We start from the raw sequence: 17,555 nt of genomic DNA on the forward strand, positions 1-17,555 counted from the left end.
TTCTGAAGTCTTTTGACCCCTTTTGAAGCCCGGAAATGCACCGCTCGTGAAATTTACCGGTTTTTTTCTCGGGAGGGGTTTACAGTTAAAAACACGCTCCGTATAGTGCGCGCCATCGACGTCGTACACACGTTGCCGATACTGCCCAGATGGTGAAATTGGTAGACACGCCAGCTTCAGGTGCTGGTGACCGCAAGGTCGTGGAAGTTCGAGTCTTCTTCTGGGCACCAATTCAAGCTTCAAGGTTACAGCCTTGAACCCACAGAAACCCGCGAAAGCGGGTTTTTGCGTTTCCGCCCCCATGAAACCTGGCGGGCAATTACTAAAACAAAAACAGGGGTTTACAGATCAAAACTCGCTCCGTATAGTGCGCCACATCGACAGCGGCAACGCTGAAGATGCTGCCCAGATGGTGAAATTGGTAGACACGCCAGCTTCAGGTGCTGGTGACCGCAAGGTCGTGGAAGTTCGAGTCTTCTTCTGGGCACCAATTCAAGCTTCAAGGTTACGGCCTTGAACCCACAGAAACCCGCGAAAGCGGGTTTTTGCGTTTCTGGGGTTACCCCTTATTGGCTGGCGACTCGGATGTATCTGAGCCGCTAAAACCGCCTTCGCGAGCAAGCCCGCTCCCACAGTAGATCAAGTACTTCATGAGTACGCCACCCACTGTGGGAGCGGGCTTGCTCGCGAAGGGGCCAGCCCGATCAGCCCATCAAGCCCTGAACTGCCCCAGGCTCGCCTTCAACTGCGCCGCCAGACTATCCAATACCTTGCCACTGGCCGTGGTCTCGACCACAGCCTGAGCCGCTTTCTCGGCCTGGGCGTGAATCGTTTCCACCCGCCCACGCACCGCTTGCGCACCTTGCGCCTGGTGAGCCGCCGCCTGCGTGGCCAGGCCGATGGCCGCATGCACTTGCTCTACGGAGGTCTGTACCGACTGCTGCAAGCGCGCACTGTCACGCAGCACCGACAAGCCCTCGCTGGCCTGGCGCCCGGCTTGGCCGATGGCAGCCACGGCCTCGCGAGCGCCCTGCTGCAGCGCAACGATATGAGCCTGGATGTCACCGGTCGAACTCTGCGTCTTGCTTGCCAGCGCCCGCACCTCGTCCGCCACCACTGCGAACCCGCGCCCGGTCTCCCCGGCCCGCGCCGCTTCAATGGCCGCGTTCAGGGCCAGCAGATTGGTTTGTTCGGCAATGCCGTGAATGACCGTGAGCACCACTTCGATCTGCTCGCTCTGTTGCGCCAGCCGCTCGATGACTTTTGCCCCCGTGTCGACCTGCCCGGCCAGCGCCTCGATCAAGCCGCCGACCTTGGCCGAGGTACGGGTGTTTTCGTCAGTGGCCTTGCGAATCTCCACCACCTGCTGCAGGGCAGCTTGCATCGCCTGGCTTTCCGATTGCGCCTCGTCAGCCATTTGCGACAGCGCTCGCAGACTCTCGGCCACTTCATCACGCTGCATTCCGGCCGCCGCGTCGGCACCGGAGTTGCGCAAGGTCATTGCGCCGATTTCCACACCAGTGCGCTGGGCCACGTCCCCCGCCTCTCGCACGATGGGCTGCAACTTATCCACAAAACGATTGACCGCCGAGGCCATGTCGCCAATTTCGTCCTTGCTGTTGATCTGCACGCGCTTGGTCAGGTCCCCTTCACCCGCTGCCAAATCGTTCATCGCGGCAATCAACAACTTCAAACGATTGACCACTCGACGCCCCAACACCACGGCCAGCAGCACCAGTACGCCGAACCCCACCAGCGCCAGACCCAGGCCGATGCGCCAGCGCAAAGTGCCCGCGGCGTCCTGGACGGTGGAGGCGGTGTTGGCCTGCATTTGCGTCGCGGTGGACTGGGCCGACTCCAGGCGCCCGCGCATTGCCGTGGCACTGTCGGCTGCGGCTCCCTTGAGGCTATCGCCCACCAACTGGTCGCCACTGGCGATCAGGGCCGAGAAGCGCTGGTCCAGCGCCTTCAGGTCAGCCTCAACGGAGGCCGTGGAAACACCCATCAGCACCTTACCGATCTCTACGCCGTTGGGGCTGATCGAGGCCTCAAGGTAATACACCGAAGGGTCGTTCCTGGCCGCGTCCAACACCTTATCCAGCGCTCGATCGCCCTGGCCTTTCTCCAGCAAAGCCTTGTTGATCGGGTTCTGTCGATTCAGGTAGCGGGTCAGGTGCTGGCCGGTGGCGTCGTCATAAATGACGAAGAGTACGTTGGGATTGCGTTGAGCCCGACGAGCAAACTCGGAGAGGGCCGGCACGTCACTGTCCCACATGGCACGGGGCGCGACCGAAGCCAGGAGTTGCGCCATATCATTGGCAGAGTCCTTGAGCGATTTTTCCAGCGTCGCCCGCAACTGTGCCTGTTCATCCTTCAGCCGCGCAGACAAACCGGCGGTGAGGCGCTGACGAGTGCTGGCAGACAAGCTGTCCAGGCTCGACGTTACTTCACGCCCGGCCTGCTCCAGTTCGCCAGACAACTTCTGACTGTCGCCCCCAAGCCGAGCCTCCAGATCGGCCTCCAGCGCAGTGACTGTGCTTCGCGTCAGCGCAACAGCGACCAGCACCTGCACCAAAAGGGCGACACCCAAGGTAACGAACACAGGCCGCAGCAGGCGGCTTTGTAACAATGAGAGAACGGCCGACACAGGGAATCCCTCTACTAACGCCATTAAATTGCTAGCACTTCAGGAAAAGTACTTATTATTCAGGTTGCATAGCAAGTGTCGTGCCGCCTGGCTGCCAGAAACGGCAAAGGACCCAATGAGGGTCCTTTGCTTTTTACATCAAAGACTTATCAGGCAAACGGGTGACGCAGAACGATGGTTTCGTTGCGGTCCGGCCCCGTCGAAATAATGTCGATCGGCGCACCGACCAACTCTTCGACGCGCTTGATGTAGTTGCGGGCCGCCATTGGCAGCTCTTCCAGGGTCTTGGCACCCACGGTCGACTCGGTCCAGCCTGGCATCTGCTCGTACACCGGCTCCAGGCCGATGTAGCTGTCAGCGTCAGTCGGTGCGTCGATAACGGCGCCGTCCTGATTCTTGTAGCCCACGCAGATGTTGATGGTCTCCAGACCGTCCAGCACGTCCAGCTTGGTCAGGCACAGGCCCGAAATACTGTTGACGTCGATGGCGCGACGCAGGATGACGGCATCGAACCAGCCGCAACGACGGGCACGACCAGTGGTGGCGCCGAACTCATGGCCACGCTTGGCCAGGAACGCACCGACGTCGTCGAACAGCTCGGTCGGAAACGGACCCGAACCCACGCGAGTGGTGTAGGCCTTGGTGATACCCAGGATGTAGTCCAGGTACATCGGTCCAAAACCCGAACCGGTGGCGATGCCGCCGGCAGTGGTGTTGGAACTGGTGACATACGGATAGGTACCGTGGTCGATGTCCAGCAGCGAGCCTTGGGCGCCTTCGAACATGATGTCCTTGCCCGCGCGACGCAGCTCGTGCAGCTCGGCAGTGACGTCGAGCATCATCGGCTTGAGCAGCTCGGCGTACTCCATGCACTCGTCCAGGGTTTTCTGGAAGTCGATAGCCGGCTCTTTGTAGTAATTGACCAGAACGAAGTTGTGGTAGTCCAGCAACTCGCCGAGCTTGGCGGCGAAGCGCTCACGGTGAAACAGGTCACCGATGCGCAGGCCGCGACGGGCCACCTTGTCTTCGTAAGCCGGGCCGATGCCACGACCGGTGGTGCCGATCTTCAGCTCGCCACGGGCCTTTTCGCGAGCCTGGTCCAGCGCAACGTGATAGGACAGGATCAGCGGGCAGGACGGGCTGATACGCAGGCGCTCGCGCACCGGTACGCCTTTCTCTTCCAGCTTGATGATTTCCCGCAACAAGGCGTCGGGGGCTACCACCACGCCGTTGCCGATCAGGCACTGCACGCCTTCGCGCAGCACGCCCGACGGAATCAGGTGCAGTACGGTTTTCTCACCGTCGATCACCAAGGTGTGACCTGCGTTGTGGCCACCCTGGTAGCGCACTACGGCGGCAGCATGTTCGGTCAGCAGATCAACGATCTTGCCTTTGCCCTCATCACCCCACTGGGTGCCCAGGACTACGACATTCTTACCCATAACACTTGTCCTCATTCGCGCAAACTTGGTGCCGGCCGCGGCCGGCAGGAAAACTCAAGAAGCCAGCGGCAATACTTGCCAAAGCCCGTTCTGCTGAATCAATTGCCGGTCGCAGTCCGCTTCACGGGCGGCGGCCAAAGGCTGCCCAGGCAAGGCCTGGACGACACGCTGACCCTCACTGCGCAACTGGCAGACCGTCTGCCAGAGTGCTGCATCCGTACTGTCAGGCATCCAGATACCGCCAGACGGTAGCTCGACTTCAGCACGCCCCAGGGTCACCAGGGTTTTCAAATCGGTAGAGAAACCGGTCGCCGGGCGGGCACGACCGAAATCGGCGCCAATATCATCGTATCGACCGCCCTGAGCGATGGACTGGCCAACCCCCGGCACAAACACCGCGAACACCACGCCGGTGTGGTAGTGATACCCGCGCAACTCACCCAGGTCGAAATACAGCGGCAGTTCGGGGAAACGCACCGACAGGCGCTCGGCAATCGCCAGCAAATCGTCCAGCGCCGCAAGCACAGGCGCCGGCGCATGGGCCAGCCGTTCGCGGGCCGCGGCCAGCACTTCACGACCTCCGCACAGGTCTACCAGCGCCCGCAACATGCCGGACAGATCGGCCGGAAGGCCTTCGGTCAGGCTGATCACTTCATCGATGGCCTTGCGCTGCAAGGCGTCGAACAGCTGTTGTTCCACTTCGCCCGACAAGCCGGCCGCACGCGCCAGGCCACGATAAATGCCGACATGACCCAGGTCCATGTGGACATCCGGTACGTCGGCCAGTTGCAGCATGGCCAGCATCAAGCTGATGACTTCCACGTCGCTGCTCGGGCTGGCATCGCCATACAACTCGGCACCCAACTGGATAGGGCTGCGCGAAGATGACAAGGCGCGCGGCTGGGCGTGCAGCACACTGCCGGCGTAGCACAGACGGCTCGGGCCTTCGCGACGCAGGGTGTGGGCGTCGATACGTGCCACTTGCGGCGTGATGTCGGCACGAAAGCCCATCTGTCGGCCCGACTGCGGGTCGATAACCTTGAAGGTGCGCAGATCCAGGTCCTGGCCCGCGCCGGTCAGCAGGGATTCCAGGTACTCGATATGCGGGGTAACGACGAATTCGTAACCCCAGCTCTGGAACAGATCCAACACCTGCCGACGCGCCACTTCAATACGCGCGGCTTCCGGTGGCAGTACTTCTTCGATGCCATCTGGCAGCAGCCAGCGGTCTACCGTTGCCATTACGCCATTCCCCTATGGTCCGGGCGGCCAGCCCTCGGGCAAGCCTTGAGTGAAGCAGAAAATGCCCGCCCCATGCGCAAACCCCGCGCATGAGCAACGTGACGAATGGCCTTTGGTTGGCCTCGCCAAGCACTTTCCTCGAAAAACCTGTCGAGTCGTTCAACCCGATGCCTGCACCAAAAACCGCAATCGAACGTGCAGACGCAAAAAAGCCGGGAATTTCCCGGCTGCCGCATCATACACACGTTTTCCCAAAGGATCACCCTGCCCGACGCTTTAGCCGCCGGGCGGAGTGCTTCAGGTCAACGCCGCATCAAGGCTTGGACTTTTCCAGGTACTGGAAGAAGTCGCTGCTTGGGTCAAGGACCAAGACGTCGGATTTGTCCGCAAAGCTTTCACGGTAGGCACGCAGGCTACGATAAAACGCGTAGAACTCCTGATCCTGACCGTAGGCCTGGGCGTAGATCGAAGCGGCCTGGGCATCACCATCACCGCGTAGCTCTTCCGATTCACGATAGGCCTCGGCCAGCAACACGCGACGCTGACGATCAGCGTCGGCACGGATGCCTTCGGCCAGCTCGTTACCCTTGGCGCGGTGCTCGCGGGCTTCACGCTCACGCTCGGTGCTCATCCGCTCAAACACACTGCGGTTGACTTCCTTCGGCAGGTCGATGGCCTTGACCCGGACATCGACGACTTCGATACCCAGCTCTTTTTCTGCCATCGAATTCAGCGAACGGGTGATGTCAGCCATGAGCGCATCACGCTCACCGGACACGACTTCATGCAGCGTACGCTTACCGAACTGGTCACGCAGGCCCGATTCCAGGCGACGGGACAGGCGCTCGTCGGCGATCTGCTTGAGGCCGGATGTCGCGGTGTAGAAGCGCTCGGCATCTTTCACGCGCCACTTGGCGTAGGCGTCCACCATCACGGCTTTCTTTTCCAGCGTCAGGAAACGTTGCGTCGGTGCATCCAGCGTCATCAGGCGGCCATCGAACTTGCGCACCTTGTTGACGTACGGCACTTTCACATGCAGCCCTGGCTGGACATCAGCCTGGACCACGCGACCGAATTGCAGCAACACCGCGCGCTCGGTCTGAGCCACGATGTAGAAGCAGTTCCAGGCAGCGATCGCCACGACGACACCGACAATAAGGGCGATCAGCGATTTATTGCTCATCAGCGACTCTCCCTGGTACGTGCTTGCTGTTGCTGCTGCTCCGCCGCTGCCGCGCGGGCATTGGCTTCATTGCTGGCGGCTGCTGTGCTGGACGACGGCGTGCCGGTTTTACGACCGCCTTCGACCATCTTGTCCAGCGGCAAGTACAGCAGATTGCTCTGGCCGTTCTTGTTGCCGGTCACGAGCACCTTGCTGGTATTGCTGAAAACTTCCTGCATGGTGTCCAGATAGAGACGCTCGCGGGTGACTTCAGGCGCCTTGCGATACTCGGCCACCAGCTTGGTGAAGCGATCCGCCTCACCCTTGGCACGCGAGACCACTTCGTCGCGGTAGCCGTTGGCGTCTTCAATGATGCGCTGGGCCTGACCACGGGCTTCCGGCACCACGCCGTTGGCATAGGTCTCGGCCTGGTTGCGCGAACGCTGCTCGTCTTCACGGGCACGGATCACGTCATCGAAGGCTTCCTGGACTTCACGCGGTGCCGCTGCGCTCTGAACGTTGACCTGAGTCACGGTGATACCGGTGCGATAGGTGTCGAGGAACCGTTGCAGGCGCTCCTTGATTTCGCTGGCCATCAACTCACGACCTTCAGTCAGCACCTGGTCCATGGCGGTGGAGCCCACCACATGGCGCAAGGCACTTTCAGTGGCGTGCTGCAGGCTGATTTCCGGCTGGTCGACGTTCAGTACGAAGTCTTGCAGATTGGAAATCTTGTATTGCACGGTCAGGGGCACCTCGACGATGTTCTCGTCTTCGGTCAGCATCTGGCCCTGCTTGGTGTAGGCACGCTCACGCGTGACGTTTTCCATGAACTTCTTGTCGATCGGCGGGAAATAGATGTTCAGGCCCGGGCCGACAGTCTCGTAGTACTTGCCGAAGCGCAGCACCACGGCCTGCTCCTGCTCGTCCACGACATATACCGCGCTGTACAGCCAGACAGCCGCGAGCACGACGAGACCAATGCCGAGCAGGCCAAAACCGCCACCCTTGCCCGAACGACCACCACCGTCGTCACCGCGTTTCTTACCACCACCGAACAAACCGTTCAGGCTTTCCTGCAGCTTTCGGAAGGCCTCGTCGAGATCCGGCGGTCCCTTGCGGTCGCCGTTGTTACGACGTTTGCCACCCCAGGGATCCTGATTATTCGAGTTGCCACCCGGCTCATTCCAAGCCATAGCGCTCTCCATCTGATAAAGCAAAGACGCACCCACGGCGCGCCGACCAATGCTACAGAATGCCTGACACAGCTTTCTCAGGCTTTTATTGCAAAGTGTGTTGCTCGATGAATTCCATCGGCTGCAGCCCTTCGCGACTGACCAGTCGATTGAGCTCCGCCCGAGGCAGACGAACCGCCAACAGGCAGATGCCTTCTTCGTCGTGTTCTTCTTTCTGCACCGCCCCGAGCTCAAAGAACTGGGCTCGCAGCCGGGCGAACCGTTGAGGCAACTTCAGCGTGCCGACAAACAGGTCGTCGCCCAACAGTTCCGCCACGGCCTGCTTGAGCAGATCCAGACCAGAACCGTCGCGGGCCGACAACCAGACCCGCTGCGGCTTGCCATCGGCATCGCGCTGGATCTGCGGGTCCACGCCTTCGAGCAAATCGAGTTTGTTGTATACCTCGAGGATCGGCAAGTCCTGGGCTCCGATCTCGCCCAGTACCACCATGACCTGCTCGATCTGCAGCATCCGGTCCGGCTCGGCGGCATCGATCACGTGCAGCAGCAGGTCGGAGTTGCTCGACTCTTCGAGCGTAGCCCGGAAAGCCTCGACCAGTTTATGCGGCAGGTGCCGAATGAACCCCACGGTGTCGGCCAGCACAATCGGCCCAAGGTCGTCCAGGTCGAGCCGGCGCAGCGTCGGATCGAGCGTGGCGAAGAGTTGGTCGGCAGCGTAGACGTCGGACTGGGTCACGTTATTGAACAACGTCGACTTGCCGGCGTTGGTATAACCCACCAATGAAACCGTCGGGATATCAGCCCGCTTGCGGCCGCGTCGTGATTGCTCACGCTGGCTGCGGACCTTCTCCAGACGCCCCTTGATCTGGCGCAGACGAACCCGCAGCAAGCGCCGGTCAGTTTCCAGCTGGGTTTCACCCGGACCGCGCAGGCCGATACCGCCCTTCTGCCGCTCAAGGTGGGTCCAGCCGCGAACCAGCCGCGTACTCATGTGCTCAAGCTGGGCCAGTTCGACCTGGAGCTTGCCTTCATGGGTACGGGCGCGCTGGGCGAAGATGTCGAGAATCAAACCCGTACGGTCGATCACGCGACACTCGAACACACGTTCAAGGTTACGTTCCTGACTGGGCGTGAGGATGTGATTGAAAATCACCAGGTCGACCTGCTCGGTTTTGACCAGGTCGCGCAACTCCTCGACCTTGCCGCTGCCTATCAGGTATTTGGCGGTTGGCCGATGACGCGGCACGTTAAAAAACGCGACGGTCTCGGCGCCGGCCGAAAGTGCCAATTCCTGAAACTCCTGCGGATCTTCGCGCGCCTCAGGGTCTTGTCCATCCAAGTGAACGAGAATGGCCCGCTCACCCCCACCGTGGCGCTCAAAGAACAAAGGAGACTCCTATCAAGCGTTACCCGGCTCAGCGTCACCGGCTTCGGATTCGGTTGCACTAGGCAGACGAATTGCACGAACGGGTACTACTGTCGAGATCGCGTGCTTGTAGACCATCTGGCTGACGGTATTTTTCAGAAGGATGACAAACTGGTCGAAAGACTCGATCTGGCCTTGCAGTTTGATCCCGTTGACCAGATAGATGGACACCCCAACTTTCTCTTTACGTAAAGTGTTCAAGTAAGGGTCTTGTAGCGAATGCCCTTTTGACATGTGCCGCACTCCTTTAAGGATCAATAATTAAAATCGGAATCAGATGGCTTGGGCCGTCACACCCCCAAGGATAGACGGCAATTGCAAGGACTCAGCTCAATATGGAGATGGTCCCAAGGTATTTCAAGGCGCGTGGCAGATTGTCGCAATCGAGACTGTCAAGCCAATGCAGGTCAGTCCAGCTCCGCAGCCAGGTGAACTGGCGTTTCGCCAATTGGCGCGTGGCAATGATTCCACGCTCCTGCATCTCGGCTGACGTCAGCTTGCCGTCCAGATAGTCCCAGACTTGTCGATAACCCACCGCACGTATAGACGGCAACCCGGCATGCAGGTCACTTCGCTCACGCAGGGCTACGACCTCGTCTATGAATCCCTGTTCCAACATTAATGTGAATCTTTGTTCAATTCGCCGATGCAGCACTTGCCGGTTCGCCGGAGCGATGGCCAGATTGGCGACAGTATAGGGCAATTGTTGCATTCCCGAAGCGGCTGCTTCAGTACTTTGCGCAGATTGTCGCTGTCGCAGAGCGGTCATGCTCTGACCGCTGACCCGATAGACCTCCAGCGCCCGGCTGAGCCGCTGCGGGTCGTTGGGGTGAATGCGCGCCGCCGACTCCGGATCGATCACCGCCAGTTGCTCATGCAGGGCTTGCCAGCCAAGGCGTGCAGCCTCCTCTTCGATCTGCGCGCGCACGTTGGGATCGGCCGCCGGCATGTCCGCCAGCCCCTCGACCAGGGCCTTGTAATACAGCATCGTGCCACCCACCAGCAGCGGAATCTTGCCTCTGGCGGTGATTTCGGCCATGGCCTGAAGGGCATCGCGACGAAAATCCGCTGCCGAGTAAGCCTCGGCCGGATCCAGAATGTCGATCAGTCGGTGCGGGAACTCGGCCAACAGTTCTTTTGACGGTTTGGCCGTGCCGATGTCCATGCCCCGGTAGACCAGGGCCGAATCGACGCTGATCAGCTCGCAAGGCAGCGCCCTGGTCAATTCGATGGCCAGATCGGTCTTGCCGGCAGCGGTGGGCCCCATCAGAAAAATCGCAGGTGGTAACTGGCTCATCAGCGACCGCGCAGGAACAATTTGTCCAGGTCGTCCAGGCCCAGTTGGGTCCAGGTCGGCCGGCCATGGTTGCATTGGCCGCTACGCTCGGTGTTTTCCATATCCCGCAGCAGGCCGTTCATTTCCGGCAAGGCCAGGCGCCGGTTGGCGCGGATTGCGCCGTGGCAGGCCATGGTGCCGAGCAGTTCGTTCAGGTGCGCCTGGATCCGGTCGCTGGTGCCGTACTCCATCAGGTCCGCCAGCACGTCGCTGACCAGTCGATTGGCCTCGGCCTGCTTCAACAACGCCGGGATCTGCCGGATCGCCAGGGTTTCCGGGCCCAGGCGCTGCAGCTCAAAGCCCAGGCGCTGGAACCAGCTCACATGTTCCTCGGCGCAATCGGCCTCACGCTGACTGACCGCCAGGGATTCAGGCACCAATAGCGGTTGCCCGCTGAGGCCTTCGCTGGCCATGGCGATCTTCAGCCGTTCGTACATGATCCGCTCATGGGCGGCATGCATGTCCACCAGGACCAGGCCTTGGGCATTTTCCGAGAGGATATAGATGCCTTTGAGCTGCGCCAGGGCATAACCCAGGGGCGGAACATCACCCTGGCCGTCCGGCAACGCTGCCGCTCCGGCCTCAGGCAGGGGTTTGAAAAACTCGCGATAGGCCGCCTGGGCCTCAGCCACCGGCACGTTCGATTGCGGGCGTGGCGTGTATTGATACTGATAGCCGCTGCCGGCCCCGGTCCCCGCCGTGTTGTAGCTCGGCTGGGGTTGGGGTTGTTCCAACAGTGCATTGGCCGCCAGGCGCATTTCGCCCTGGGGACCGAACTCGCCGGCCTCCAGCCCCGTCGGCCGGACCATGCCAGCCACCGCTGCCGGGGCCGCCAGTTGATCCTCCGGACGCACGTCGCCCAGGGCGCGGTGCAAGGTACCGTAGAGGAAATCGTGCACCATGCGCCCGTCACGGAAGCGCACTTCATGCTTGGTCGGGTGCACGTTGACATCCACCACCGAAGGGTCGACCTCGAAAAACAGCACAAAGGTCGGATGCCGGCCGTTGAACAACACGTCGCGATAGGCCTGGCGTACCGCGTGGGCCACCAGTTTGTCGCGCACCGCCCGCCCGTTCACGTAGAAGTACTGCAAGTCCGCCTGGCTGCGAGAAAAAGTCGGCAGTCCAACCCAACCCCACAGGTGCAGGCCATTGCGCTCCACTTCGATGGGCAATGCCTGCTCCAGGAAACCCGCACCGCACACCGCGCCGACGCGCCGCGCCCGGGCCGCATCATCATGGGCCTCGTGCAGACTGAGGATCGTCTTGCCGTTGTGGCGCAAATGGAACGCCACGTCAAAACGCGCCAGGGCCAGGCGCTTGATGACTTCCTGCAGATGATCGAATTCGGTCTTCTCGGCCTTGAGAAACTTGCGCCGGGCCGGGGTATTGAAGAACAGGTCGCGCACTTCCACCGAGGTGCCCACCGGATGGGCCGCAGGCTGGACGCGGGAGGCCATGTCCCGGCCTTCGGTCTCGACCTGCCAGGCCTGGTCGGCTTCACGGGTACGGGAGGTGAGCGTCAGGCGCGACACCGAACTGATCGAGGCCAGCGCCTCGCCACGGAACCCCAGGCTCATGACCCGCTCAAGGTCTTCCAGGTCGCGGATCTTGCTGGTGGCGTGGCGCGCCAGGGCCAATGGCAGGTCGTCGGCCGGAATGCCACCACCGTCATCGCGCACCCGTAACAGCTTGACGCCACCCTGCTCGACATCCACATCGATGCGCTTGGCCCCGGAGTCGAGGCTGTTCTCCAGCAACTCCTTGATGACCGACGCCGGACGCTCGACCACCTCACCCGCAGCGATCTGGTTGGCCAGCCTGGGGCTGAGCAGTTCGATGCGGGCATTGCTGCCGGTCAGTTCATCGCTCATTGCTTGACCACCACTTCGTTGCCGGGAATGGTCAGGGTCTGGCCGATCTTGAGGTCGTCGCTCTTAAGGTTGTTGGCGCTGCGCAAGGAAGCAGGCGACACCTGATAGCGCACGGCGATCATTGCCAGGGTTTCACCTGGGTTGACCCGATGGTCCCGCGGCCCCTGGGCGATCTTGCCGGAGTCACGCAGCCAGGCGATGTAGGTGCCCGGCGGCGGGTTCTGCTGGAAGAACTGCCGCACGCCGCTGCTGATGGAACGGGCCAGGGCCTGCTGGTGACTGGAGGAGGTCAGCTTCGAGGCTTCGTTGGCGTTGGAGATGAAGCCGGTTTCCACCAGGATCGACGGGATGTCCGGCGATTTGAGCACCATGAACCCGGCCTGTTCCACGCGTCGCTTGTGCAGCGGCGTGACGCGACCAATGTTGCTCAAGACTTTTTGACCGACGTTCAGGCTCGACGTCAGCGAGGCTGTCATCGACAAATCGAGCAGCACACCCGCGAGCATGCGGTCCTTGTCATCGAGGCTGACGTTGCCGGCGCCGCCAATGAGGTCGGAACGGTTTTCGCTGTCGGCCAGCCAACGGGCGGTCTCGGAGGTGGCACCTCGGTCGGACAGGGCAAACACCGAGGCCCCGAATGCGGCTTTCGACGGGGCGGCGTCGGCATGGATCGAGACGAACAGATCCGCGCCTTTCTTGCGGGCGATTTCGGTACGGCCACGCAAGGGGATGAAATAGTCTCCGGTACGGGTCAGTTCGGCGCGAAAACCTTTCATGCCGTTGACCTGGCGCTGCAACTCCCGGGCAATGGACAACACGACGTCCTTTTCACGCTGCCCTCGCGAGCCAGACGCGCCGGGGTCCTCACCACCGTGACCGGCATCGATCACCACGATGATGTCGCGCTTGCCGGAAGGTATCGGCGGTAGCTTGAGAGCAGGCTCAGTGGGGGTAACCGGCACTGCCGGCACTGTCGCGACTTTGGTCGGCGGCGCGGGGGGAGGCGCGGCATCGCCCGGGTTGTCGAACAAGTCCACCACCAGTCGATTGCCGTACTGGGCGTTGGGCGCCAGGGTGAAGCTTTTCGGGGTCACGGCTTTTTTCAGATCGACGACGACCCGCAGGTCAGTCGGTGTGCGCTGAGCCGAGCGAATGGCCGTGATCGGCGTGTTGGCGGTGGCGGCAGTCAGCGGCGCCCCCAGGGACGCGCCATTGATGTCGATCACCAGGCGGTCCGGAGCGGTCAGGGTGAATACGCTGTGCTGCACCGGCCCCGTCAGATCGAACACCAGCCGAGTGTTGTCCGGCGCTCGCCAGAGACGAACGCTGCTGACCTTCGTCTGAGCCACAGCATCGACGGCCAGTGCCGTAAGCAACATTCCTACGACAGCAACCACCGCGCGAAAGCGCATACCAAACCCCATCATCAATTAGTTTCCAATGCCAAAGCGGCACACCACGACTCGCCACGCGAGCCTTGCGGCGTCAGTATCAACGAACGCCCACCGTTCTGCGCGCCAATGGTAATGGTCAGGTCGGGCTTTGGCAAAAAGCCTGCACCCTTCTGGGGCCATTCGATCAGACACAAGGCGTCATCTTCGAAGTAATCGCGAATACCGAGGAATTCCAACTCCTCAGGATCCACCAGTCGATAGAGATCGAAGTGGAAGGCACGAATGTCGCCGATTTCGTAGGGTTCAACCAACGTGAACGTAGGGCTTTTCACTGCGCCGACGTGTCCCAGGCCACGAATAATGCCGCGGGACAAGGTGGTTTTTCCTGCGCCGAGGTCGCCCTCCAGAAAAATCAGACCATGGCCTGCCGTGGCACGCGCAATCCGCGCCCCCAATTGTGTCATGGCTTGTTCGTCCGCCACGTACAGGGTTACTTCAGACACGGTGCATGCTCCTCCAACAACTGACGAATGGACGGGATCAGATCGGTCGCCGCCAATCCACGGCCCGACTGACCGGCTTGCGCACCGGCATTGGCATGCAACCACACCGCCAGGCAGGCAGCGTCGAAGCCATCCATGCCTTGGGCGAGCAACGCGCCAACCACCCCGGCCAGCACATCGCCGAGGCCTGCCGTGGCCATGGCCGGATGGCCCTGACTGCAAACCGACAGGCGACCGTCCGCACTGGCAATCAGGCTGCCAGCGCCCTTGAGAATCACTGTGGCCGCGTATTTTTTGCTCAATGCGTGGGCCGCCGCCGGACGATCGGCCTGCACCTGAGCCGTGGAGATACCCAGAAGCCGCGCCGCCTCGCCCGGATGAGGGGTGATCACACAATGCTCGGGCAAACTGACCGCGCCACTGCTCAGCAGGTTCAGCGCATCGGCATCCCACACCTGGGGCAGCGATGCATTGGCCGCCGCCGACAAGAGGCTACGTCCCCACGCGGCCTGGCCCAGGCCCGGACCGACCACCAACACACTGACCTGTTCAAGCAACCCCATCAATTGGTTGGCTGAGTGGGTGCCCTGCACCATGACTTCGGGTAAACGCGTCAGCGCCGCAGACACATGCTCGTTGCGAGTCGCCATGGACACCATTCCTGCGCCGCAACGCAGAGCACTTTCGGCGCTCATCTGGATCGCGCCGCCATAGCCCCGATCGCCGCCGATCAACAGAACATGACCGAACTTGCCTTTGTGGGATGTGCGTGCGCGAGGCGCCAGACCCGGCAGATTATGGCGCAGCAGAAGCCGCGCCGTGGCCGGCGCCGCCTCGACAATGTCGGGATCGGCGTGCAGATCATTGAATATCAGTTCACCGACCCGATCCGCCGCGTCGCCAGTAAACAGGCCCAGCTTCAGACCAATGAAGGTTACGGTCAGGTCGGCCACCACTGCCGTTCCCAGCACCCGTCCCGTGTCGGCACACAGCCCTGAAGGGATATCCACCGCGGCCACTGGCAGGCCACTGACATTGATGGTGTCGATTGCCCGGACGTAGGGTTCGCGGACTTCGCCACTCAATCCCGTGCCGAGCAAGGCGTCGAGCAGCACACCGCGCAAGTCGGATTCGTCCGACCATGGCTCAACCGGCACACCCACCGCCACCGCCTCGGCGTGGGCATTGGCGGCATCCCCCTGCAAACGCCGGGGCTCACCCACCGTCAGTACCCGCACTGACCACCCGGCGCGCCGGGCCAGGGTCGCCACCAGATAACCGTCGCCGGCGTTGTTGCCATGACCGGCCAGCACCGTCAGCTCGCTGGCGTCTGGCCAGTGCCGGACAATGGCGCGCCAGGTGGCGCGGGCGGCTCGCTGCATCAATTCGAAGCCAGTGGTGCCTGCCGCGATCAGTTGTGCGTCGAGGTCGCGAACCTGCGCGGCACTGTACAGCGCGTCGGGAAAATCATCTTTAGTGTGCGGCATGCGTCTTCGGGCTCCGATGTCTGGCAGAATTATACGCATCTCAGCTCCGGTTTCTCTCGCCTCATGCCCGTCATTCCCACAGACTTGCCCGCCCTCGCCCAATCCATCAAGGACTGGGGCCGCGAGCTGGGCTTCCAGCAGGTCGGCATCAGCGGCCTGGACCTGGCCGAGCATGAGCAACATCTGCAGCGCTGGCTCGACGCGGGCTATCACGGCGAGATGGATTACATGGGGGCCCACGGCAGCAAACGCTCGCACCCCGCGGAGCTGGTGCCGGGCACATTGCGCGTGGTTTCGCTGCGCATGGACTACCTGCCGGGCGACACGCAAATGGCGCAGATGCTTGGCCAACCAGAAAAGGCCTACGTCTCGCGTTATGCATTGGGCCGCGATTACCACAAATTGATCCGTAAACGCGTGCAGCAACTGGCAGAAAAAATTCAGTCGATCATTGGCCCCTTCGGTTATCGCGCCTTCGTCGACAGCGCGCCGGTGCTGGAAAAAGCCATCGCCGAACAGGCCGGCCTGGGCTGGATCGGGAAAAACACCCTGGTACTGAACCGCAAGGCCGGCAGCTATTTCTTCCTGAGCGAGCTGTTCGTCGACCTGCCGCTGCCGGTTGACCCGCCCCACGCCAGCGAACACTGCGGAAAATGCACCGCATGCCTGGACATCTGTCCTACGAATGCCTTCGTGGGCCCCTACGTCCTGGATGCCCGACGCTGCATTTCCTACCTCACCATCGAACTCAAAAGCGCCATCCCCGAAGAGCTGCGACCGTTGATTGGTAATCGGGTGTTCGGGTGTGATGACTGCCAGATCGTTTGTCCGTGGAACCGCTTCGCCCGACCGTCCGGAGAAAGCGACTTCAAACCGCGACACAACCTGGACAATGCCGGGTTGGCCGAGCTGTTCATGTGGGACGAGGAAAAATTCCTCAGCAGTACCGAGGGCTCACCCCTGCGCCGCGCCGGGTACGAACGCTGGTTGCGCAACCTGGCAGTGGGGCTGGGCAATGCGCCTTCAACCATCCCGGTCTTGCAAGCGCTTGAGGCGCGGCGCGACCATCCGTCAGAGCTGGTGCGCGAGCATGTGCAATGGGCATTGCGCCAACACGCCGAGCGTCAGACCTCGTCGTTATAGACGAACTTGGGCATTTCCCAGTGAAAGCGGATCGCCAGGAGCCGCAGCAGGAAGCCGCCGAACAAGGTGATGAGGATGGCCTGTTCACTTGGCAACTGCACGTAGACACACAGCATGTAACACCACGCCGCGGCAAACGAGACGCTGGCATACAGCTCGCGACGGAAGATCAGCGGGATGTCGTTGCAAAAAATGTCCCGCAGGATGCCACCGAAAACGCCGGTGATCACGCCACTGACCGAAGCCACCAGCATCCCATGGCCCATTTCCAGAGCGGTCATGCAACCGATCAGGGTAAACGCCACCAGGCCTACGGCGTCGAGCACCAGGAACAGCGAGCGCAAATGACGCATCCAGCGCGCCAGGAACACCGTCAGCATCGCCGCAGCAGTGGTCAACACCAGGTATTCCGGGTGCTTGACCCAAGTGAGAGGGTAATGGCCGAGCAGCACATCACGCACCGAGCCACCGCCCAACGCCGTGACGCAGGCGATCAGCACCACGCCGAACCAGTCCATGCCACGACGCCCGGCAGACAAGGCGCCGGTCATGGCTTCGGCGGTGATGGCGATCAGGTAAAGCATCAGCAACATGATGGCGGTCCATACAGGAAGGCGCGCAGTCTAGCCAGTTTGGGCAGGCACCAAAAGAGGGCAGCCCCTGACATGCCCACCACAGAACCTGTGGCGAGGGGATTTATCCC

At 61.6% G+C, this 17,555-nt stretch carries 14 protein-coding genes and 2 tRNA genes; 3 read left to right on the forward strand and 13 right to left on the reverse strand.

All coding sequences use genetic code 11. From position 1 onward, the window contains the following. The first annotated feature begins 143 nt into the window (after positions 1-143). Both AAIS01_RS10385 and AAIS01_RS10390 read left to right on the forward strand, forming a co-directional pair. A tRNA-Leu gene (locus AAIS01_RS10385) sits at positions 144-230 on the forward strand. Positions 231-403: 173 nt separating this feature from the next. Then, positions 404-490: transfer RNA gene (locus AAIS01_RS10390), tRNA-Leu, on the forward strand. Between the two features lie 222 nt (positions 491-712). On the opposite strand, the gene AAIS01_RS10395 is transcribed toward AAIS01_RS10390, so the two are convergent. From AAIS01_RS10395 to AAIS01_RS10450, 12 genes are all read right to left on the reverse strand, one after another. Then, a complete protein-coding gene (locus AAIS01_RS10395; protein ID WP_343468890.1) occupies positions 713-2,647 on the reverse strand; it encodes a methyl-accepting chemotaxis protein in 1,935 nt (644 codons plus the stop codon). Between the two features lie 149 nt (positions 2,648-2,796). Then, the gene (locus AAIS01_RS10400) at positions 2,797-4,089 is read right to left on the reverse strand and encodes an adenylosuccinate synthase (RefSeq protein ID WP_053117910.1); all 1,293 of its coding nucleotides are present in this window, start codon (positions 4,087-4,089) and stop codon (positions 2,797-2,799) included. Between the two features lie 54 nt (positions 4,090-4,143). Continuing rightward, positions 4,144-5,331: an ATP phosphoribosyltransferase regulatory subunit gene (locus tag AAIS01_RS10405; protein ID WP_047227314.1), complete on the reverse strand. Its 1,188-nt coding sequence runs from the start codon at positions 5,329-5,331 to the stop codon at positions 4,144-4,146. Between the two features lie 313 nt (positions 5,332-5,644). After that, the gene (hflC, locus tag AAIS01_RS10410; RefSeq protein ID WP_343468891.1) at positions 5,645-6,514 is read right to left on the reverse strand and encodes a protease modulator HflC; all 870 of its coding nucleotides are present in this window, start codon (positions 6,512-6,514) and stop codon (positions 5,645-5,647) included. Further along, the gene (hflK, locus tag AAIS01_RS10415) at positions 6,514-7,689 is read right to left on the reverse strand and encodes an FtsH protease activity modulator HflK (RefSeq protein WP_343468892.1); all 1,176 of its coding nucleotides are present in this window, start codon (positions 7,687-7,689) and stop codon (positions 6,514-6,516) included. The genes hflC and hflK overlap by 1 nt, the downstream gene beginning before the upstream one ends. 85 nt (positions 7,690-7,774) lie before the next feature. Further along, positions 7,775-9,076, reverse strand: a complete 1,302-nt coding sequence (gene hflX / locus AAIS01_RS10420) for a ribosome rescue GTPase HflX (protein ID WP_343468893.1) — start codon at positions 9,074-9,076, stop codon at positions 7,775-7,777. Between the two features lie 12 nt (positions 9,077-9,088). Further along, positions 9,089-9,349 carry an RNA chaperone Hfq gene (hfq, locus tag AAIS01_RS10425; protein WP_214913595.1) on the reverse strand — a complete coding sequence of 87 codons (261 nt, stop codon included), beginning with the start codon at positions 9,347-9,349 and terminating at the stop codon, positions 9,089-9,091. Positions 9,350-9,440: 91 nt separating this feature from the next. Then, positions 9,441-10,412 carry a tRNA (adenosine(37)-N6)-dimethylallyltransferase MiaA gene (gene miaA, locus AAIS01_RS10430; RefSeq protein ID WP_343468894.1) on the reverse strand — a complete coding sequence of 324 codons (972 nt, stop codon included), beginning with the start codon at positions 10,410-10,412 and terminating at the stop codon, positions 9,441-9,443. Beyond that, the gene (mutL, locus tag AAIS01_RS10435; protein ID WP_343468895.1) at positions 10,412-12,325 is read right to left on the reverse strand and encodes a DNA mismatch repair endonuclease MutL; all 1,914 of its coding nucleotides are present in this window, start codon (positions 12,323-12,325) and stop codon (positions 10,412-10,414) included. Before mutL ends, miaA begins: the two co-directional genes overlap by 1 nt. After that, positions 12,322-13,752, reverse strand: coding sequence for an N-acetylmuramoyl-L-alanine amidase (locus AAIS01_RS10440; protein ID WP_343468896.1), 1,431 nt, complete (start codon positions 13,750-13,752; stop codon positions 12,322-12,324). Before AAIS01_RS10440 ends, mutL begins: the two co-directional genes overlap by 4 nt. Continuing rightward, positions 13,752-14,222 (reverse strand): tRNA (adenosine(37)-N6)-threonylcarbamoyltransferase complex ATPase subunit type 1 TsaE, encoded by a 471-nt coding sequence (gene tsaE / locus AAIS01_RS10445; protein ID WP_214913598.1) that lies wholly within the window; start codon positions 14,220-14,222, stop codon positions 13,752-13,754. The genes AAIS01_RS10440 and tsaE overlap by 1 nt, the downstream gene beginning before the upstream one ends. Further along, positions 14,210-15,709 carry an NAD(P)H-hydrate dehydratase gene (locus tag AAIS01_RS10450; RefSeq protein ID WP_343468897.1) on the reverse strand — a complete coding sequence of 500 codons (1,500 nt, stop codon included), beginning with the start codon at positions 15,707-15,709 and terminating at the stop codon, positions 14,210-14,212. Before AAIS01_RS10450 ends, tsaE begins: the two co-directional genes overlap by 13 nt. A gap of 63 nt (positions 15,710-15,772) precedes the next feature. Between AAIS01_RS10450 and queG the strand changes: the two genes are divergently transcribed. Continuing rightward, entirely contained in the window at positions 15,773-16,852 is a 1,080-nt protein-coding gene (gene queG, locus AAIS01_RS10455; RefSeq protein WP_343468898.1) for a tRNA epoxyqueuosine(34) reductase QueG, read from the forward strand. On the opposite strand, the gene AAIS01_RS10460 is transcribed toward queG, so the two are convergent. Beyond that, a complete protein-coding gene (locus AAIS01_RS10460; RefSeq protein ID WP_343469043.1) occupies positions 16,834-17,448 on the reverse strand; it encodes a trimeric intracellular cation channel family protein in 615 nt (204 codons plus the stop codon). The genes queG and AAIS01_RS10460 overlap by 19 nt on opposite strands. Positions 17,449-17,555: the final 107 nt, after the last annotated feature.

Source organism: Pseudomonas halotolerans (genome assembly GCF_039581215.1).
Lineage (GTDB): Bacteria > Pseudomonadota > Gammaproteobacteria > Pseudomonadales > Pseudomonadaceae > Aquipseudomonas > Aquipseudomonas tehranensis.